Annotated in this window: 16 protein-coding genes and 2 pseudogenes; 9 read left to right on the top strand and 9 right to left on the bottom strand. The window is 62.4% G+C overall.

Going from position 1 to position 19,613, the window contains the following annotated elements:
* Nucleotides 1–174 precede the first annotated feature (174 nt).
* Both G6N07_RS05110 and G6N07_RS05105 read left to right on the top strand, forming a co-directional pair.
* Nucleotides 175–657 carry a hypothetical protein gene (locus G6N07_RS05110; protein ID WP_165756789.1) on the top strand — a complete coding sequence of 161 codons (483 nt, stop codon included), beginning with the start codon at nucleotides 175–177 and terminating at the stop codon, nucleotides 655–657.
* 16 nt (nucleotides 658–673) lie between these two features.
* Nucleotides 674–1,270, top strand: coding sequence for a DUF7255 family protein (locus G6N07_RS05105; protein ID WP_085192936.1), 597 nt, complete (start codon nucleotides 674–676; stop codon nucleotides 1,268–1,270).
* A gap of 102 nt (nucleotides 1,271–1,372) precedes the next feature.
* Here G6N07_RS05105 and G6N07_RS05100 read toward each other — a convergent pair.
* Both G6N07_RS05100 and G6N07_RS05095 read right to left on the bottom strand, forming a co-directional pair.
* Nucleotides 1,373–1,600 (bottom strand): annotated as a pseudogene (locus tag G6N07_RS05100) (IS3 family transposase); the annotation flags it as partial.
* Nucleotides 1,601–1,936: 336 nt separating this feature from the next.
* Nucleotides 1,937–2,434 (bottom strand): hypothetical protein, encoded by a 498-nt coding sequence (locus G6N07_RS05095; RefSeq protein WP_133055585.1) that lies wholly within the window; start codon nucleotides 2,432–2,434, stop codon nucleotides 1,937–1,939.
* Nucleotides 2,435–2,984: 550 nt separating this feature from the next.
* Between G6N07_RS05095 and G6N07_RS05090 the strand changes: the two genes are divergently transcribed.
* The 3 genes from G6N07_RS05090 (at nucleotide 2,985) to G6N07_RS05080 (ending at nucleotide 7,597) form a co-directional block, all read left to right on the top strand.
* A complete protein-coding gene (locus G6N07_RS05090) occupies nucleotides 2,985–4,562 on the top strand; it encodes an Rv0964c family protein (protein WP_085192939.1) in 1,578 nt (525 codons plus the stop codon).
* Between the two features lie 9 nt (nucleotides 4,563–4,571).
* Nucleotides 4,572–5,462, top strand: a complete 891-nt coding sequence (locus G6N07_RS05085) for an Imm52 family immunity protein (RefSeq protein WP_133055586.1) — start codon at nucleotides 4,572–4,574, stop codon at nucleotides 5,460–5,462.
* Nucleotides 5,463–6,407: 945 nt separating this feature from the next.
* Nucleotides 6,408–7,597 (top strand): IS3 family transposase gene (locus G6N07_RS05080; protein WP_163784090.1). Its coding sequence is split into 2 segments (ribosomal slippage): nucleotides 6,408–6,663 and nucleotides 6,663–7,597, totalling 1,191 coding nucleotides; the frame shifts between segments, so codons are not numbered across the junction.
* 1,005 nt (nucleotides 7,598–8,602) lie between these two features.
* Here G6N07_RS05080 and G6N07_RS20665 read toward each other — a convergent pair.
* The 3 genes and pseudogenes from G6N07_RS20665 to G6N07_RS05070 form a co-directional block, all read right to left on the bottom strand.
* The gene (locus tag G6N07_RS20665) at nucleotides 8,603–9,145 is read right to left on the bottom strand and encodes a transposase (RefSeq protein WP_263858024.1); all 543 of its coding nucleotides are present in this window, start codon (nucleotides 9,143–9,145) and stop codon (nucleotides 8,603–8,605) included.
* Nucleotides 9,084–9,824: a helix-turn-helix domain-containing protein gene (locus G6N07_RS20660; RefSeq protein WP_263858023.1), complete on the bottom strand. Its 741-nt coding sequence runs from the start codon at nucleotides 9,822–9,824 to the stop codon at nucleotides 9,084–9,086. The genes G6N07_RS20665 and G6N07_RS20660 overlap by 62 nt, the downstream gene beginning before the upstream one ends.
* A 365-nt stretch (nucleotides 9,825–10,189) precedes the next feature.
* Nucleotides 10,190–10,714, bottom strand: a pseudogene (locus G6N07_RS05070) (IS3 family transposase); the annotation flags it as partial.
* Between G6N07_RS05070 and G6N07_RS05065 the strand changes: the two are divergent.
* The 3 genes from G6N07_RS05065 to G6N07_RS05055 all read left to right on the top strand — a co-directional run bounded on the left by G6N07_RS05065 (nucleotide 10,714) and on the right by G6N07_RS05055 (nucleotide 12,775).
* Nucleotides 10,714–11,364 carry a hypothetical protein gene (locus G6N07_RS05065; protein ID WP_085191702.1) on the top strand — a complete coding sequence of 217 codons (651 nt, stop codon included), beginning with the start codon at nucleotides 10,714–10,716 and terminating at the stop codon, nucleotides 11,362–11,364. The pseudogene G6N07_RS05070 and the gene G6N07_RS05065 sit on opposite strands and share 1 nt — an antisense overlap.
* A gap of 30 nt (nucleotides 11,365–11,394) precedes the next feature.
* Nucleotides 11,395–12,264 carry an ETEC_3214 domain-containing protein gene (locus tag G6N07_RS05060; protein WP_133055550.1) on the top strand — a complete coding sequence of 290 codons (870 nt, stop codon included), beginning with the start codon at nucleotides 11,395–11,397 and terminating at the stop codon, nucleotides 12,262–12,264.
* 181 nt (nucleotides 12,265–12,445) lie between these two features.
* The gene (locus G6N07_RS05055) at nucleotides 12,446–12,775 is read left to right on the top strand and encodes a hypothetical protein (protein ID WP_133055549.1); all 330 of its coding nucleotides are present in this window, start codon (nucleotides 12,446–12,448) and stop codon (nucleotides 12,773–12,775) included.
* Between the two features lie 65 nt (nucleotides 12,776–12,840).
* Here G6N07_RS05055 and G6N07_RS05050 read toward each other — a convergent pair whose 3' ends face one another.
* From G6N07_RS05050 to G6N07_RS05040, 3 genes are read right to left on the bottom strand one after another with little or no spacing between them, the layout of a single operon-like run.
* Entirely contained in the window at nucleotides 12,841–13,656 is an 816-nt protein-coding gene (locus G6N07_RS05050; RefSeq protein ID WP_085191700.1) for an ExeA family protein, read from the bottom strand.
* On the bottom strand, nucleotides 13,653–15,122 hold the full coding sequence (locus tag G6N07_RS05045; RefSeq protein ID WP_085191704.1) for a DDE-type integrase/transposase/recombinase: 1,470 nt from the start codon (nucleotides 15,120–15,122) through the stop codon (nucleotides 13,653–13,655). Before G6N07_RS05045 ends, G6N07_RS05050 begins: the two co-directional genes overlap by 4 nt.
* A 48-nt stretch (nucleotides 15,123–15,170) precedes the next feature.
* Entirely contained in the window at nucleotides 15,171–15,827 is a 657-nt protein-coding gene (locus G6N07_RS05040) for a hypothetical protein (RefSeq protein WP_085191706.1), read from the bottom strand.
* Between the two features lie 262 nt (nucleotides 15,828–16,089).
* Here G6N07_RS05040 and G6N07_RS20910 point away from each other — a divergent pair, with 262 nt between their 5' ends.
* Entirely contained in the window at nucleotides 16,090–16,551 is a 462-nt protein-coding gene (locus tag G6N07_RS20910; protein ID WP_372507511.1) for an excalibur calcium-binding domain-containing protein, read from the top strand.
* A gap of 201 nt (nucleotides 16,552–16,752) precedes the next feature.
* Here the strand turns inward: G6N07_RS20910 and G6N07_RS05030 are convergent, their stop codons facing one another.
* Entirely contained in the window at nucleotides 16,753–19,083 is a 2,331-nt protein-coding gene (locus tag G6N07_RS05030; RefSeq protein ID WP_085191698.1) for a hypothetical protein, read from the bottom strand.
* Nucleotides 19,084–19,613 lie beyond the last annotated feature (530 nt).

Here is a 19,613-nt window from a genome sequence, read left to right as displayed (position 1 = left end):
CGACGTGACCCCACCGACGTTTACGCCATGAGTCGACAAACACTGCTGCACGTCTGCGCCGCGATGCTGCTTGCCGGGCTTGTCGCCGCGTGCACGTCGTCATCGCCGACAGAGCCCGCTGAATCACTCGGACCGTCCGTCCCGACGGGCGCCACTGCCATCCCAGGAGGGCCCATGGAGCAGACACCAGTTCCCGCCTCACCGAAAATCCCCGCGAGCCAACAGGAAGCGCAAGACACGGTGGTGCGCTACTTGCAGCAGACCGTCGATGCGCTCCCAAAGGGCACCAGCCTTGACGGAACGCGCTACATCGTCGGCGACGGGACGACGTACTGCGAAGACAACCCCAGCGGACCGGATGCGCCGGTGCACGTCGAAGACTGGCGTGACATGCGGCTTCCTCCCGGTGCCGACGTCAATGGCATCATCGCCCAGACCGGTGACATCTGGAGGCAATGGGGCTGGCAAGTGATGGAGCGTGACGGCTTCAGCAAACCGAATCGGTTCGGCTACGCCCCGGACGGCTACGTACTCCAGATTCAGGCGCGACCCGACCCAACCCAGCCGCCCTCGCTTATCGGTTCATCGCCGTGCTTTCCCGGCACTCTCCGCAGCGATGACGTGCGACGACCCGCGGTCATTCAGCAGCCGGCATAACTGAGACACTGTCGTCGTGCCCGTCGGAGATACGCAGCGCGGATTCGCTTCGGCGGCGGCGCTGGACGGCATTGTCCTTACTGGGCAATCGGTCGACTGGCTCAACCGACGTGGCCACCTCGGCTTACCTGGCGGCCAACTCATGCCGAGCACCATCGCGGCGTTGGAGCGCATTTATCTCGCCCTTGGCGGCGATCTCAAGACGCTCGCCACAGCCAAACTGACGCCGCTCCGCGGTGACTTCCTCCACGCGGCGACGGGAACCTTGATCGAAATCGATGAATCGCAACACTTTACGTCATTTCGGCAGCTGACACTCAAGATGTACCCGCCTGGTGTACCGCTCGGATTCGACATCGATGAGTACAAGCAGCTGTGCCGGACGTGGCAGCGAAAGTCCGATAACTACTTCCGCTCCAAGGAAGCCCGCGGGTTCGGTGTCGGCGGCAGGCAACGGCAGCGTGCCTACTACGACGCGCTCCGCGATCTAGCAACACCGGCGATGGGGAGACCTCCGCTGATCCGGATCGACGCTGCCGACCGTGATCCTGTTGATGCGTATCGCCGCTACCGACATGCGCCCATGGCCGCACTTGCAGGCGGTGTCCCTTAGCCTGAATCCGTGGATGGGCCGGTGATTTTGCCGGCGTGTGAATAGCGAAAAGGCCTTCTGAACTGGGACAATTGAATCGCCCCGGGTTTGATGCACACCTGGTTACTGGTGTGCAGCCCCGGTTTGGGCTGTCTTTGTAGCGTAGTGGATGGCCTCGTATTCGACGGGTGGGATGCGGTCCAGTCGGTGCATGAGCCGGTCGGAGTTGTACCAGTGCACCCACTCGGCGGTGAGCAGTTCGACGTCGGCCAGTCGGTGTAGTGCGCCTCGCCGGAACGGTGAGTCGTCGCGGATTGCTTCGGTCTTGTACAGCCCTATCGTCGTTTCGGCCTCCCGGTCGTACTTCTTCCGGAGTACTGACATTCCCCGAGACCGTGGAGGAAGTTGACGATCGAAGAGTCCATCGCCCGAATCCGCGACCTCCACATCGTCCGCCACGACGATGACGCGGCCTGGCCGTTCAGCATCTGGTTCGCGCTTACCGACCAAGGCGAACAAGTGGCCGGGCAATCTTCGACAGCGTCTTAATTGCGTCGCGCGCTGTTACTCGGCTGTGTCGAGAAGCGGCATCCGAATTCCGTGGCCCCTTCGCTCCGGTCTCTCCGTGCGTCATCGGCTCTGGCCGCTCAGAGTGCCACTGTCAGCGGGCGCTTGCAGTGCCGGGGCTCAGTTGGTTGCCTGCCCCAAGTCGACCCACTCGCCGTTGGCTGTCCAACCGCCGATCGGCCGGACGGCGTATTCGCGCGGAATGTTGCCGGTCGTGTAGTACGCATAAAAAAGATGGGCAGCTTCGTCGGCCGCGAAAACCTCTGCCTCAGTTATCATTTGCGGCCTGCTCGGGACATTGATTGCCACGTCACGTCTCATCTTGGTGTCGTGTTGGTGCCCAACGACGCCCCATATCGACTCGACCCCGACCTCCTGACCGCCGGGGCGGCGGATCTCAAGGGTCATAGCATCGGCGCTGCCACCGGCCTGCAAGAACTTGTCCGTCTGCCAGCTCAATGCGAGCAGTTCGTCGTAGTCCGCGCCTTCAGGCAGGGGCATCAGAGTTAGGGCCCACGGTTGTTGACCGTTCATGCAACTCAGCGGCCGTCGGAAGGTGCTGATCTCTCTCCGAGGGCCAATCTCAACGGAGAATGTGCCACCGTTGTACTTCAGCACGTGGGTACCTCCCATGATCTTCAACCTATCTGGGTCTTGAATTCCCTGCGGTCGGGATGACTCGGACTTGGTGGCGCCGTCGCCGCATCAGGTAGAAACCGCGGTAGATGCGGCGCAAATGAGTGCACATGCAGCCTCGAGCGGGCGCTAGCGTAGAGGCGAGGTGACGATCGCCCGACGAAGGGAAAGTCGCGTGCCCGCGGAAGAGATACGGCTCATTCCGGAAGATCTGCTGCTTTCGGCTCGGAGGATCGCTGGGTGCGCCGACGAGCTGCAACTGCGCCATCCTCAAGCGCCGGACGTATCGAGGCCTCTCAACCCGGTGTCCCCGGCGGAGCTGCTGTTGCCCTCAGTGGTGCCGTTGCCAAGTGGCAGATTGACACCGAGGTGCTGTTCGGCCGGCTATCGGCACACGGCGCTGCCATGGCAAGCACCGCCGGGGAGTTCACGACGACCGACTCGTCGAACGCTGCGGCGATCAAAGCGGTCGGTGAGGCGGGGACTTCGGCCGTCGCCACGGACGCCAACGTCTTGTAGCGGGACCCACATCATGACGGTGTCGGTCGCCGATATTCATCGCTGGGATCCCGGCGATGTCCGCGAGGTGTTCCATGCCACGCGCAGCCGGGCTGAAGCTGCCTACGAGGCTGCCGACGGCATCACCCAGCTACCCGCGTTCGAGAACTGGGGCGGCGACGCCGCCACCGCGGCCCAGGATGCCAACGACCGGCTCCGGGTCGATCTAGATGCCGCCGGGAACGAGGCGCTGGCTGTCGCCCATGCAGCGTCGGATGCCGCGGACGGCATGGAGCGGATCAAATCGGCGCTGTCGCAACTGGAATCAGATGCCAGCGACGGCGGCTACCAAATTGATCCGGCGACGAGTCGGGTGATTCCAGGGCCAGTGCCCAAAGCACCCATGCTGATCGCTATCGCCGAGATGGCCGAACTCCAGGCCCGCCTTGATGCCATCCTCGCCGACGCCGCTCTGGTCGACGACGACTTGGCCAGCGCTATCAACATGGCAACCGGCCAAGCGCCCATCCCCGCCTCGGCAGGGTCATTCCCCGACAGTCAACCCGAAGGCGTCGGCGAGGACGTGCAGGTCGGGCAGGACGGCCGGTCAGTCCTCACTGACCTCAACCGTGCGAATAACCAGGCTCTCGTCGACGCCATGGCGCGGGTACGGGCTGCCCAAGCCGAGGTGGACAAGGCGGCCAGCGCGGCCTACACCTATGGTCCCGGCAGTCCTGAGGCTGAGGCGGCATTGGCGCAGCTGCCGCAGCTGAAGCAAGATCTGGCGCAGGCCCTCGACGACCTTGGCAAAATCCCGGACTACTCCGGCATCCACCCGAACTCGATCGCCGTTGGGCCGAACGGCAACGTGCTGTTCCCCTACGGGGCGGCCGGCACCACCCAGCAGGTGCTCGGCACGCTGAAGAACGGCACCGGAGAGATCTTCGACCAGGGCACGTCGGCCTACTACACCTACAAAGACGGCAAGCTGATCGCCACCCGCTTCCTCGACCCGGGGCAAGCCACCGCGACCAACGAACCCCTGCTCACCGCCGTCACCACGGCGGTCGGCGCCGGACCGCTCGTCAAAGGCGGCGAGGGAGCCTGGCTGGGGCTGCGTGCCTTATTCGGCCGAGAAGGTGCCGACGCGCTCGCTGCCGTCAGCGGCGAAACCGTCCTTCCTCGTGCTGCCGAGCTGGCTGCGGGACGAGCTTCCTCAGCACTCGACAACTTGGCCGCCATGGGTCCAGGGACATGGACACCGGTCACCGAGTCGATGTCCGCGCGTGCTGCGGCCTACCAGGTACAGGTCACCGGGCACCCCATCACAGAGGGCTACCTGGTCAACGGCGTCAAGTTCGATGGCTTCGCCAACGGTATCCTCACCGATACCAAAGGCTATTACTCACAGTTCATAGACGACGGCGCGTGGAAACCATGGTTATCTGGAGAACAGGCACTCATCAGCCACGCCCAACGCCAACTAGCGGCGGCGCCAGGAACGCCGATCCAGTGGGTTTTCGCCGAAGCCGATAGCGCCGCAGTCGTCAGCCGAATGCTCGCCGAGAACAACCTCTCGGGCATCGAAATCCTCATCGTGGCACCGAAATAAGGAAGGCCAATGTCGAAGTCCTACGTCGGAGGGTACTGGGGACCACGTCCCGAAGGTATCGAGTCGTGCGCCAGGCGGCTCTCTGGCTTTCTTAAAGCGCTCGCTGACATTGACGCGCTGCTTACTGAGTGGCGCAACAAAGGCAAGACCAAGCGCCAAGCAGAGTCGGCTTCAGTGGTCACCACAAACTACGACGATCTGGTGGAAAGACTCCTCGCAGGAGTCAACCGCCGCGACGACAATCAGCAAGTCATCGGCGAACTTGGTTCCACAGTTTCTTGGTGGAACGCGGCGCCATCACGCGCCGCCGCCACGCTCAGTATCGGCTGTGGGGCGGAGGCACCAAACATCTCAAATTGGGTTGTGCTCAACCTGCCAGACTCTCGGGAGCACAAGACGCTCTACGAACCGGCAACAGCTAAGCAACTCGTGAAGACGATCATCAAGCACTTCGAACCAGATTGGGCCGTCTTCACCAACAACGGGCTCGTCGACCGGCAACGTGAACCCAACCGGCAAACGGACGACGGACGCGTAATCCTCGGCCAGCTAAACGGGCGCCCCGCAGGATGGGCAAACTATACAAAGAACGTCAGCGCCGCCCAGGTGGATCACCTCAACGCGCTACCGCCATCGACTACCGTCGAACCCGCGGAATCCGGCGTCCTGATCACAACAGGAAATAACCCTGCAGACCCGGACCTACACGACGTACTCGCGTTGCGGCCGGTCCTCCACCGCCTTGATCAGGCCATACAATATCTCCCCACCGTTCCCCACGCGGCAGGTCGACCATCCGCAACCAAAGAGGGCGCTGCGACACAGGCGACTATTCAGCCGGCGTCTCCGCCCGCGGCAGACGAACGAGGCACCACGCAGCAGCCGCGAAGAGCCAACTAGTCCGGGTGTCTTTTCAGATGTCCTGCGCCCACCTTCGTCACCACTAATTGCCAATTGCGAAGTCGCTTTTCGTGCATGGGTGCTTTCAGTCATGAAGTCGAGCGCTACGAGCTCAGGCGATTTGGGCCTGCTGCACCGAGTCCCGCCGCCCGGAGGGAGTTATCGCTGCTGGCCGGTGTCGAAATCCTCGACGCACTCCGAGCCGGAACCGCTTGTTCGCGTATCTATCTGCCCGCCGTCGCGTCCGACCACCCGCTTGCCGGACATCCACTGGGGGTCGGTATGGCGTTCTAGACTTGCTGCGGCTGATGGGAGGTCGCGATGATTACTGCCCGCGAGCTTGCGGCGGAGTGCGAAGTGCCCGTGAGTGAAGTACTCACGCTGCTCACCGATTTGCGAGAGCTGACCCTGACACCCGATAGTGGCGTCCGCAACGAAGCCGCAGACGCCGAGCGCTACTAGGCATGCGACGTCCACGCCGGAGACTGGACTGCGGTGCTGCCCGCCGTCATCGCCTTCCTGGCGCCTTTCCCGGCCAGCGCCGACACTGCCGCCATCTCCCACGCCGCGCGACCACGAGCCGTTCGCCACCCTCACCGCGGCGGACCGCCGGTTGGCGCTGGCACTGCTGAGCTACAGCGACTCGCTGCGCATCTAACACCAACGGTCACGGCCAGCGCGAAACGATTGGCCAGCACCGCGTCTGCTGTGCCCGCACAGCCGGCGTGTGCGCGGTGCCGGTGTGGTTCGACGCCACCACGGTGCACCGCCGCGCGAGGCGACGCTCCTGCAGCGCGGCTAAACCCCCGCTCGGTCGCTGCCACGGCCCGCCCAACTCAGCGGTGCGACACCGCCCGCCACGGCTCGGTAAGCCCCGCCTGGGGTTGACCCCTGGAGGTGGACATCTGATCGCGGGACTGCTGGTCCTGCGGGGAGGATGTTCCCGTGTCGGGAAACCGCAAGAAGTACACCCCGGAGTATCGCGAGCAGGCCGTGCGTCTGGTCGTCGATACCGGACGCCCGATCGCGCACGTCGCCGCGGAGATCGGCGTTGGAGAACAATTGCTCGGCCGGTGGGTCGCGGCGGCCAAAGCGCGCTCGGCAGCCGATAATCCCGAGGTGCTCGATGACGATGAACGCGCAGAGCTGCACCGCTTGCGCAAGGAGAATGCTGAATTACGTTTGGACAGGGCGTTTTTGAAAAAAGCCGCGGCCTTCTTCGCCTCCGAACAGAACCGGTAGAGATGTACCGGCTGATCGAGGCGGAGAAGGCCGAGTTCACGGTGATCCGCATGACTGCACTGTTGGAGGTGTCGCGGTCGGGCTTCTACAAGTGGCGCGCGGCGCAGGTGGCGGGGCCCTCGCCGGCCCAGCAGCGCCGTGAGGTCATCGACGCGAAGGTCAAGGGGTTCCACGACGCCTCCGATCAGGTGTACGGCTCACCGCGGATCCTGGCCGATCTGCGCGACGACGGAGAAGTGATCTCACGCAAGACGGTGGCGGCCTCGATGCGCCGCCAGCAGATCGCCGGGATCAGCCCGCGGCAGTTCACCCCGGTCACCACGGTCGTCGACCTGGACGCGCATCGACCCCCCAAGGACCTGGTGGATCGCCGATTCGACCGCGGTGAGCTCGACAAGGTCTGGACGTCGGACATCACCTACCTGGCCACCGGCGAGGGCTGGCTGTATCTGTGCGCGGTCCGCGACGGGTGCTCGCGGCGGGTTCTGGGCTGGGCGGTGGAGGATCACCTGCGCACCGATCTGGTGGAGTCCGCGCTGTCAATGGCGGTCACCATGCGCGGGCACTTACCAGGGCAGGTCATCTTCCATGCCGATCGCGGCACCCAGTACACCTCCGGGCAGCTCGCCCGGTTCGCCCGCGCTCACGACATCGCCCAATCGGTCGGCCGGACCGGGGTGTGTTGGGATAACGCTCAGGCCGAATCTTTCTGGAGCACAATGAAATCAGAGTTCTACAACCGCTACACCTGGCCGACCAAGGCTGCTGCTAGGCTGGCGGTCGGCGACTGGATCGAACGGGTCTACAACCGCCGACGACGGCACTCGAAGATCGGCATGATCAGCCCAGTCGAGTTCGAGGACCGCCACAATCAGACGGCACAAGCCGCCTGACCCCGTGTCCACTATCAGGGGTCAACCTCACTCCTGCCGCCATGGCGTTTCGTTTCGTTTCGTCATTTCGTTTCGTTTCGTTTCGTCGTTTCGTTTCGTTAATTGCTCTCGTCGTCGCGCCTGCGGAAGTACCTCGATGCGCTCGCCGTGGAGCATCTGTGCCGCCGGCGACAGCGACACCCAACCCGCTCACCGAGGCCGAGCAAACCACTCGCGATCAGCTCATGCTCGTAGTTGCGAGCGAAGCCACAGACCGGCGCGGACGGCCCCCGGATGAGTGCGCGCGCTCTCGCGTTTGTTTAGTGTGGCTAATGTTCACAAATGCGTTCACAAACCGCATGAAAACGGCCCCCGGAGAGGCTCCGAGGGCCGTTCTACCTAGTAGCGGGGACAGGATTCGAACCTGCGACCTCTGGGTTATGAGCTGGCTTCCGGGGATTTCTGGAGTGCCGCTAAGTCTCATTTGCGCAGGTCAGAGGGGGTATGCGGTTCGGCCCGTGGCGCCCCGTTGCACCGATTTCGGGGGGTTTCGCAGAGTTTTGTTCCCAAATCCGTTCCCAAATCGGGTTTGCTGGAGCGCGGTCGAGCCAGCAAATAAGTCGTCGCGGGCGACAGACAGGCAGGGGCAAGCAGAGCGTGACGTCGGCGGACAGGCTGAGACGTCGGCGCCGACCGGGTCTCACCAGACAGCGCCTGAGAAAGCTGACGAGTACCCCACCAGAACCATGGCTAGTGACCGGTGAGTTCCGGTTAGGTCATGATGGGTGAAGATGCGCCGTCATCGAGCGCCGATGGCCGTGCGAGCGGAGGCTCGGAACTTCCTCACCGGTTTGGCGAACCTCGATGAACGGAAATTTGCGCTGTGGTCGCTCGGCTTCTGAGCGACCACAGCGCTAGTACGGCAGAGGTTCACCGCGCGAACCCGCGACCAATGGATTTGAAACTGGCCTATCTCGATGCCACCGCTTTGTGCTCGATAAGGGCTCTTCGATTTTGAGCGGGCAATCAGCATGATGTCTGGGTTGCGGCCCGCTGTTTGCGGGTGCAGTGGAATCGTATCCGGCGGGCCGAGTTGTCTCGATTCCGGAAGCCGCAGCCGACGCGCTTGACCTGCTTGACGAGCCGGTTGTATCCCTCGGTGCCGGCGTTGGTGATGCCGGTTTGGATGAAGGCGTTGATCTCGGGCCACCAGGTGTCCACGGTGGCGGCCAGGGTCAGCAGTTCCGGGATTTGCGAATCGATGCACCAGGACAGGAACCGGTGCAGGCGGTGCCGCGTCAGATGCGGGTCGCCGCCGACCCGCACGGTGGACAGCACGGTGCGCAGCTCTTCCTTGGCGATCCACGCTGAGAGGATCTGTGCGCTGTCGTCCTCGGCGACGATCGCATTCCACATCTTCGCGAAACTCTTGTCTGACAGACATTCCCGTGCGCGCAGCAGCCGTCGGCGGTTCGCCCATTCGGGATCGAGTTTACGGCCGCGACGATCACGGAGGTCCCAGGTTACGCGGCGGCGCACCTTGGTGACCGCGTCGTTGCCGAGCTTCACCAGATGGAAGTGATCGACCACGATCGTCGCGTTCGGCAGCAGGTCCGGGGTGCGGGATCGCCGTCGCGTAGACCGCGGCCGGGTCGATGGCCACGAACTGCACCCCGGCCCGGAACTCCTCGCTGCGTTCGCGCAGCCAGTCGATCACGGTGGCGCTGCTGCGGCCTTCTCGCTGACCGAGCAGGCCCTGATCGCCGGCCAGGTCGACGAACCCGGTGTCCCACGGGTCCACCCGCGTCCACCGCTGCGTCGCGGCGCAGCGTTCCCACCTGGGCTTTCCGCGACGGGTCTCATCGATGCCCAGCACCGCGGCTGGCTGTGGCTCAACCAGCAGCGACTCGGCGTGTGCGACGAACGCGCGGTGCGCGGTCGGCCACGACACGCCGTGGCTGTCTGCGACCTCGGCCACAGAACGGGCCGCATCCCCAATCGCCGCGCCGACCTGAGTGCGCAACCGCAGGGTCGTGCGAGCCCGCGCCGGCACCTGCGCGATGGACTCGGTAAAGGATCCACGTTCGCAGTAGTCCTCCCGGCAACGCCAGCGGGTCTTGTTCCACTGCAGCATGATTCGTTCCTCACCGTACGGGATATCCTTCGGCGCGGTGGCGACTCGGGCCTTCACCGAGGTGGACAACACCCCACACGACGGGCACGCCGCCGCCGACTCGCTCGCGGTCACCGCGTGTACTACCCGTGTCCCGTCGGCCCAGCGCTCGACACGCTCAACCCTCACTCCTGGCAGCCCAAACAACAATGTCGTACCGTCGGACACGGCCCTTGGTTCCCTTCGTCAGCCTGAATGCTTCGCAACTTTCAGACTTCCGAAGGCCAAGGGCCTCCCCACGCAGCGACACGCCCTACGAGAGCGAAATCACAACTGCCCCATTAAAATCGAAGAGCCTCGATAAGTGCTGCGGCACAATGCCTTCCGACGCTCAACTGATACGGAAAGGAGGCGCCCAATCCGGTCGACTCCGACTCATTTGGGGTGGATAAACGGCAATGGGACTGCCCCGAGTTCAGTTGACCCGCGGGGTGTGAATTTCAGGCCGCGGTTGCGACTGGTGTGTGGAGCAGTTCGAACTCTTTCGGGGTGAGCCTGCCGAGTGCGCAATGCCGACGGCGTCGGTGGTAGGTCCGCTCGATCCAAGACACGATCGCTAGGCGCAGCTCGGCTCGGGTGGACCACCGTTTCCGGTCGAGGACGTTGCGTTGTAGAAGGGCGAAGAACGACTCCATGGCGGCATTGTCGCCGCACGCTCCGACGCGGCCCAGTGCTCCGTGTAACCCGTTGTGCGACAGCGCATAGACAAAGTTCCGAGACCTGAACTGGCTGCCCCAGTCGGAGTGGACAACCGTTGCCTCCGGCGATCGCAACGCGACAGCGTGATCTAGGGCGGCCACCGCGAGTGAGGACTTCATCTGGGAGTCGATCGAGTACCCCACGATCCGGTTGGAGTGAACATCTTTGATGGCACAGAGGTAGAGCTTGCCTTCATCGGTGCGGTGCTCGTTGATGTCGGCCTACCAGACCTGGTTGGGGCCGGCTGCGCTGAATTGACGTTGCATTGGCTAGTGACGAGGGGCTGGACGCGGGCATCCTCTCGGTCAGCGATCTTGAGCCAGCGGTGGATGGTCAGACGCGCAAGGTAGTCGAACGGTTCCATGTGTCGGAGAACCTGCCTAGCATCCAGCGGGGCGGAACAATCACACAACCGGAGGGCGGGCAGTTGACCAACGCAGAACAGCTAGCTTACGACCAGAAATCGGTGTCAGCGCTTCTTGAAGTCAATAAGATCGTGCGAAGCCACATTATCGATGAGCTGAAATCAATCCCACCTGAGCGTCTTGCACCAGAGCGGCACACTGACGTCAGTTTCGTCTTAGTGAACCAAACCCCGGACGAAATGGACGTGCTTGCCGATCTAGCAGCGTACATACAGGCAGACTCTGATTATCCCGTGATTCCTGCATACGTGCCTTTGGGTGGCTCAGGAATCCCGGACTTGGCGTTGGACATCTTCATGTATGTCGCGACCAAAGCCGGTGACGAAGGGATCAACATCGGCATAGGCATCGCCATTGAGGCCATCCGGCGTTACTTTGCAGACAAACGCAAAAGGCCCAGCGCAATCTCGATCACAATCAAAGACCCAGAAAACAACTCGCGCAAAACAATTCGGATCAATAAAGATGGCGAACTCATGGAAGAAGATTAGGCTGGCTTCGCCGGTGCTGGTGGTAGTTTCATGACTTTAGACTGGTTGAGCGATGGCTGGAATTGGTTTCTGGCGTTGGAGTGGTCGCGATTAGACAACATCTTCAGCGCGCTAGCGGCTGTCACCGTCATTGCGGGCATCGTTTGGGCTGCGATCAAATTCGGCCTGAATCCGCTAGCCGCACGGCTAGGCCGCCGCCGTGCTCAAGCGAAGCTACTAGATAAGTTAGCCTGCGGAAGCTCTGTGCCTTTCGTTGAGTCCGTATTTGGCGTCGCACAGTTCGTTGACCATAAATCAGGTCATGAACGGCGCACCTACCAATTGCCCGGCGCATGGGTCCTCGTCGAAATACGCGACCACGCCGTCTATTCATACGCAATCACCATCACCAACCGCAAGATGCATTACAACACCAAGCGGCTGACGTTTGACATCTTTAATATCAAGCTCGGCAAGGACAAATTTCCACCGCGCCCCGAAATGGGTTTTGAACGGGAACATCTATGGTCTGCCGTTCCAGCGAGAACGGGCTATACCCAGAGCTACAGTTTTCGGTACAGCGGCGTAACTCTTTACTACCACCTGTCTTACAACCAGGCTGGCGCGGGTGGAATTGGATTCCCTATGACGTATTGCGATATCGTTAATTCGGCTGACACACCGGAAGATCAATGCGTAGAGGCATCGAGTATAACTGCCAATACGCTCACTGTGGTGTCATCCGAGGCAATTTCAAGTGAAGGAGGACAATACCCTCTAGCTGTCGATGAAGCGGATGTTCGTTTCGCAAGAACAGTTAAGCCACCGACAACAATGAACTTTCGTCAAAGACTCGGCTATCGGCGGTATCGGATCAAGTTGGCTGCGAAAAAGGTGTGGCGCTGGATTTGGCGCTTCTGACCTCACCATTGATTCCGGGTTTGCTGTGGGCGGTTTGTGCCGTTGATTGCGTCCTTTGATTGCGTAACACTTGCGTGTATCTCGGCCGTTTTGGGCGGTTGGTTCACCAGTCAGCAACCGCGAAAACCTCTCTACCTCGCTATTTAGTTTGCGGGGCGGGCGGGGCTCGAACCCGCGACCAATGGATTCGTTTTTGGCCGTTCTCGGAGTACGCGCGCTGATCCGGTTATCTCCCAGCGGCACACAGGCTTTCCAGATCCGACAAACCGAGGCGAGACCGAGCGATTCTTGGCAGAATCTGGCCGATTCTCGATCATTATCGCTGAATATTCGATGGCAAAATGTGTCTGGACATAACCCGCAATTTAGGACCAAATTGCGGGGTTCCGGCATTCAGCGCACAAGCCAAGTTGTGGTCTCGGACGGTCTGTTGACCGTCACTGAGGATGCAGACGTTGCCGTCATGGTCGGTGCGGATGGTTCTGATGAAACAAAGACCCTGCCCGTGTAGCGGACAGGGTCTTCGTCGGTGCGGTGACGGCGTCGTCGGTGTAGTGACGTCGCATGATCAGTGATTCAGTCGTGGCCCGTTTCAGTGACGGCGATGCGGGCGGATTTCTCGTCGACGATCGAGGACTTCGCGGCGAACGCCGCGGTCAACGCGTGCACTGCGAGGTTGTTCACCGCGCGTGGATATCCTCGGGCGGCGTTGTGGATCAGCGTGATCGCATCATCGGAGAACAATGGATCGGTTCGCCCGGCGATCTTGGCGTGATGGGCGATGTAGTCAGCGGTGTCGGCTGGTTGCATGCCGGCTATCGCGTAGCGGACCGCGATGCGCTGATCTAGTGCGGCGAGCACGCCTAGGTGAAGGCGATGCCGCAAGGTCGGTTGCCCGACCAGCAGGGCGGCGAACGGCGACCCGGAGTCCATGTCGTGATTGGTCAGCATCCGGATCGCCTCCATCTGCGCGTTGTCGAGCAGGTGGGCTTCGTCGATCACCACGACCGGGGTGCGACCCCGTTCGGCGTGCTCGGCAGCCAGTGCCTCGGCGGCTTGCGGCGCCAACGTCGCGGTGTAGAAGTTCGGCACCCGGCCCAACGCGGTCACGACGTGATGCAACATGCCGCGCACCCCGACCGAGGGATTGGGCAGGTAGATGATCACGTGCCGCGCGGGGTCCAGCGCCGAGGTCGCCGCGCGGATCGCGACGGTCTTGCCCGCGCCGACCTCCCCGGTGATGACCCCGATGGCGTGTTGATCCACGCACCAGGTGATGCGGGCGACCGCCTCGGCGTGTCCGGGATGACGGTGCAGCATCGCGGGGGCCAAGCCCCGCCCGAAGGGCATACGGGTGAAACCGTAATGTGATTGCAGGCGTTCGATGCTCATGCAGTTGTTCCGTTCCGCTCGATGTCGTCTACGTCGTGGAGGCTGAGTTCCCCGTGAATCTGACCCTCGTCGCCGCTTGGGTCTTGGCCATCGCCGAAGAGGGCGTCGTAACCGATCCGCCGGTCGGCGCGGACCTGCTGATGATGGGTTCGCTCGGTCAGCTCGAGGTAGTCGATCCCCGTCGCGGGCACCACCGCCGGATCGGGCGTCTCGGGTCGGGCCTTCGGATGAACGTGGCGGGTGATGTTGTGCGGCAACGCCTTCCCATGACTCATGTTCCGGTATCGAACTTCCACGGTCTCCATGTCGAACGGTGAGAACACCAACTCGACCTTGCGGCCTACCAGCGCCGCGTCGACTTGGAAGGTGTTGCCATGCAATGACACTGTCGCGGTCTTGGTGACCATGCGGTACTCCGACCACAGGAACGCCTCGGTCAGATCATCGGAGGTCGGCATCGCCGGAGTCCGCCCCAGCCGCTGCCACCCCGCATCCCAGCGGTCCAGCGGGGCTTGCCCGGTCTCGGTGTGAATCCGGCGGTGGTACTCGGTTTCGATCCACGCGGTCAGCAACCGGTTGAGTTCCCACAGCGCGGTGCGGTGATCAGTGCCGGCGGCGGCCAGCTCGTCGGCAGTCGTGTCGACGACCTCCACGAGGAACTGCTCACGCACGGTCCGGAAGAACCGTTCGATCTTCCCGCGGCCTTGGGGACGGTGCGGGGTGGAATGCACCAGCCGGATCCCCAGTTTCGCGCACGCCCGCAACAACCAGGCATCAACGAACGCCGACCCGTTGTCGACGTAGACACTGGCCGAAACTCCACGAGCGGCCAACGCCGGTTCCAGAGCGACGCCCAACCGGACGGTGTCCTCGCTGAAGCCGAACCGATAGCCGCAGACCAGCCGGGAATGATCGTCCAAGAAAGCGAACAGATAGGTCTTGCGGCCACCAATCTTCGGGCCATGCAACGCATCCCCGGTCCACCGATCATTGGGGTTCTCGGCCTCGAACCGGCCGAACACCGCCGGGACGTCCCCGGCGGCCGGGCCGATCAACTCGAGGCGGTGAAACAGCCGCAGCAGCGTCGACTCAGACGGTGACCACCCCGTGGCCGCCCGCAGGATGCGCCCCACCTGCGCGGCGGTCCGCGCCGGATTCTCCCGCTTGAGCGAGGCCGCCAACTCCAACGTGGCGCCGTCGGTGCGCGGCGCCGACGATCGCGATGAGGGGATCAACTCGACGAACCCGCCAGCGCGGTAGCGGCGGATCCAGCGGTCCAAGGTGTCGCGCGAGTAGCGCACCGACGTCCCGAACGGGTCGGTGTGCTCACGGGCGGCGATCTCACGGACCAGCCGGCCACGAGCCTTCGTCGACAAATCCTTGTCCAATGCCGGGCAGATCAACTGGTAGCGGAACAACCCCACGGCGTGACTTCTCTGGCGGCGCTTCTCGTCCTCGGTACTGATGACACCCACTCCTGTCTCGGTGATGCCACCCAACCGTTTGCCGGGCAGTCATCCTCGCGACGATGACCCATCCACACCGCTGATGTCAGGGTCAACTGGTGTTGCACCGACCGGTTTCGGTGCCGGCGGCCAACCCGGTGACAGCAGCCGGCCACCGCTGCACGCAGCAGCCACCCGCGCCGACGTCACCGCACCGATCACCGACCGCTCACCGAAACGCGCCCCGACCGCGGCCCGCGCAGCGCCGACCGCGGCGACAACGTCCCCGCACCCCGACCCGGTCGACCTCGGTATCGACACGTCTACCCCCGCAGCGACCGCGACCGAGAGGAACCAGTGCCGCACCACCTGCGCGCGCCCGGTGATCACTCGCAGCCAGCCGCGGACCGTCGATCCGGGAATCCCCAACCGCGCCCCGATCCGGCGGTGCCCCCCACCGGCCGCCTTCGCCACCACCGCCGCCCAGATCAGCTCCGCGACATAGGCCCTGCGCAGCAGCAACGTCACCGGCAGCAACACATGGGTCACCAAACACGTGCGGCACCGAGACCGCCGCGGCCGCACCGGCGCGGCCGACCCAACCACCTGGCGAGAACGGGCGAAACCCCACCGCACCAACACCCCGTCCGGGCATGACGGGCACGACACCTCCCCAGCAGCCAACCGGGACTCGACGCGCTCGGAATCGACCTCTACCGTGACCATCAGTGCCTTTCGCACTACGCACGGCGTCGCCGAAGGTTCGGCCAAGAAATCAGCGGCGGCGCCGTGCACCCATCAGTTCATCGACACACTGACGGTGCAGACCACCAAGATCAAACCCACCCCAACGCCGGCCACCACATCGGCACGATCAACGACGGCACAACACCCCGTGGTCGTCACCCCCAGAGACGGTCAACAACGGTCACGACGCCCACGGCCTCGCCCCGGCCGAGCGATCAAGGCGTCGGAGTGGCCTGGTGGGATGCGACTCGCCTCGGCGTCGATGGTGGGCCGCGCACAGTGGTACGCGAGGTCCTGGCGGCACTCGACCACACGGGGCAGTCTGCTCTCGACCTCCAAGCTGCTCATCACCGGCGGGCAAGAACGTCCGCTTGCCTGTCAGCTCGCGTCTGGTGATTGCCCAGTGATCTTGACCGCGGCCCGGTCGCATTCGCGCGTTCGGCTGCCAGACGTCGGGGGGATACATGGTCAGGTCTGCACTTTTCGCAGCTTTCGGTATTGCTGCCGTGATCGCCGGACTCCAATTTGGTGTGGCACCGGCGGCACACGCCGACAGCAGTTGGGAACCGCGCGCGTGCCGCTAGCGCCTTGCCGCTTATTTGCCGGACAACCCGGCTACTCCAGGAAGCTCGACCGCGACGGTGACGACGGAGTTGCGTGCGAGACGGGATACCGGCGATTGCCGGTGAAGATTCCCGTCTGACTCGATGCCATGCCAATCCTGCCCGCGACCGATGCCCTTGCCCCTGAACCGTGCGCCGCCCCCACGCCGCGTCAGTTTCGAAGCCGCGTGCCAATAAATACCGCATGGGCGACGTGGCCGTATCCCGCAGCTTGCCGTTACCGCAAACGCTTCTCGGCAGTGCGACGCTAACCGAGGATGCCGGCCGGGTATTCCCCACACCTATCGCCGTTTGCCACGCCGTGTATTAGGAAGCTTTGGAAGCGATTTCTGCCATTTATCAGCCGGGAATAGTTTTGCGACCAAACCATCCAAGTATTCGTCTGCAACTAAGGGAGTCCCATCGTAGAGGGCGGTGTGCAGCTGCCCCGATTGCGAGTCGAAAAGTAGCGCCATCGCGCGCGGAAAACGTAGTTGATACTTCTTCGCTCGGATGTAGTCCTTCAGATTGGCGATCGCCGCCCCAAATTCGGGCGTCGACGAGTCTTCGACGGCCCACACCTGAACCCACGCATCCGCGCGGTTCGATCCGTAGGGCCGTGTTACGGAGTGCCCATGACCGTCGAACCTGGCTCGCTTGATCAGATCCTTCGGAGTGTTCATCCACTCCTGCTGCGTCCGGGTAGATCCCGACAACAAAGTAGCGCCGATACTGCACCAACCGAAGTCCCTACGGGTCTGCAACTCCCGAAGCAGCGGGATCGTCGGCGAATTCCTAATCTCGGGCTTTCTAGCGGGTACATCCGAATAGCCAGATGTATAGGCGTGCCAAGCGTCGAGCGGATCCGTTCTGCTGGTGATGAATTGGCGAGCTTGCCCATCCCTTCGCCTCCGGTAGCCAGTCTGCGTTCCGGTCATATATGGCAGTTCGGCTCTCATGAGCTCGGGATCCGGCTGAACGTACAAACCATTTTCGAAAAAATTGAGGAAGAAGTCAAGCTCGTCCACCGCAGCGAACACTACCGTGGCCTCTGGGTGCCGACGGCGCCGCAAGTACAGCAGAAATACTGCGACTGCGGATGGGTCCACCAGCTCGACTATGAGCCTCAGATCATTTAACGAGACCGTCCATGGAATACTCTCGGCGTCTAACAGACCCGCTCGAAGCATGTCAGCCGTCGCGGTGCTCACTCCAGACAGATCTTCCAGACTCACTGCCATGGTGTGGATTTCACGAACGTTCTCGGTGTTTACCCAGGTGCCGTCTCGGAGACGAAATCCCCTGTCCTTCTCCATTCGTTCTTTCAGCCGGCCAGCCTGCTCCGCCGCTCTTGTCACGATGCGAACCAAGTCATTGCGCAGGCGTCGAGTGTTGCCAGCTCGTGCACTAGGAGCGAGCGCTACCGCCTTTTCCTCAGCGACGACCGCGACATCATCCAGCAGATAGAGGAGGTCACCCTCGACCAACTTTGTGTAGCCAGCCGGATCGCCCGCGGCCTCGGTCTCGTCAGCCGGGATGAAGTATTCGAAGCCTGAACGAACGTCCGCACCCGGTAGCACTTGACTAAGGCATTTGGACGTCTCATATTCGAGGTATTTGCCGCGGTGTGCTTGGTATTCGTTCCAGAACGGCGACTGCTTCAGGCGCTGCTCTAGATTCTCGCGGATCGCGGGGAGGACCAAAGAGGGATGAACCAGCAAGAAGCGGCCGTTCCCGTCAGAGATGACGGGGTTTGTCCGCAGAGCGTTGTCGCCGGTAGTAAAGCTCGAAACTACTTCTTCAGGCGACCCAAGATCGCTCGGTAGAACGAACTGGGCAAGTACCGCGGCAACCGTACTTTCAGGAATTCGGAGTCGTTCCGCTATCTCAGCAACACTCGCGGACACGTCGTCGTCTGACGGGTCCCAGGTGATGTTCACCCTGTTTCCTATTTCTTCTTTGTCAGCGTCAGTCAGATTCTCTTCGTTCGCCATGCCCTGATCGAGCGCAGCTCTCATCGCAGCAAGTCGCTCATTGAGCTTGTCGGTCTGAATCTCGTCGCACGCCTCCAGCACACTAATTGCACCGCCGAGGTCGAAGGACAGAAGATCTACCAGAGCAGATTTAATTTGGGGCGGATCAAACAGATCCGTCAGTGTCGCCTTTACCATGTCCCCATACGATGATTCGCGAAGCAACACTTCGCTCGCGCGGGTGCTGGCCTGGATCTTAGCCATGGGATCAAGCGCGCCGTCTTCGATTGCGCGGTAGAGGTTGATCATCGCCGACAGCTGAATTATCTTGTCCGCCGCCGTCTTCCACTCAGCGAACTGTTTCCATATTGGTAGCGCATCACCGTTGTGCCTCTGCGAGGTCGCAGCGGCGAGCAAGGTCAGCAATTCGAGCCGCGCGGGACCACCATCCGTGTCCATGAAATTGACGCCCTGCATGAAGGTCCACGGCAACAAGTTAAGCCGGGACACCTCGCAAACAGCGAATGTGGTGTACCGGCTGAGCCCAGCAGATAGCGAGTCGATGGTGTCTGCCAGTTGCTGTTCCAGCCACGGGAGGGTGGCTTCGCCACCAGGTGCCTGCTGCAGCAAGGCCGCGGACTCCGCTATCACAGTCATCATTACTGCACCGTGGCGGTCGATGCCCGGGCTTGTCGCCTCTGCCTTTGCTCGTCTACGGCGCCGTGTTTCACGGCGTTTTGTCCTAGAGGTCATCCCTCGATGGTCACATGTGCCAGGGGTTAGCCGCCACTCATTTTCTCTGGCGCGATCCGTACGTCACCAACAAGTCGACCGCACCCGAACATTTGCCCGGTGCCCCATTCACTGACGCAAGCAAGGCGGACGTGATCCTCCACAAGGAAAAATCTGTGTGACCTAGGCAGCGGTCCCACGATCGCCCCCCCTGCAGGAATAGAATGCGTATACGGGACCGGTTACATAAACAGGGGCATCTGCTCGAAAATAAACGCCGCTGGTTGGATCGGGACCGGGGACGACAAGTCACAGCTAAAACCGGGCATTTTCGACTGTCTCTCCATCGAAGCATCAGCAAAATGGGTCCGTATCGGCGTGTTCGCCTCGTTGCCGGAAGCGCAGGATCAAATAGCTTTCCTCCCACCAGTTGGCGCACCGATTTGGACGAACTCGTT

The sequence above is a fragment of the Mycolicibacterium doricum genome, assembly GCF_010728155.1.
Classification (GTDB): Bacteria; Actinomycetota; Actinomycetes; order Mycobacteriales; family Mycobacteriaceae; genus Mycobacterium; species Mycobacterium doricum.
The sequence above is the reverse complement of the archived record's forward strand: the minus strand, read 5'-3'. Positions and strand labels throughout refer to the sequence as shown.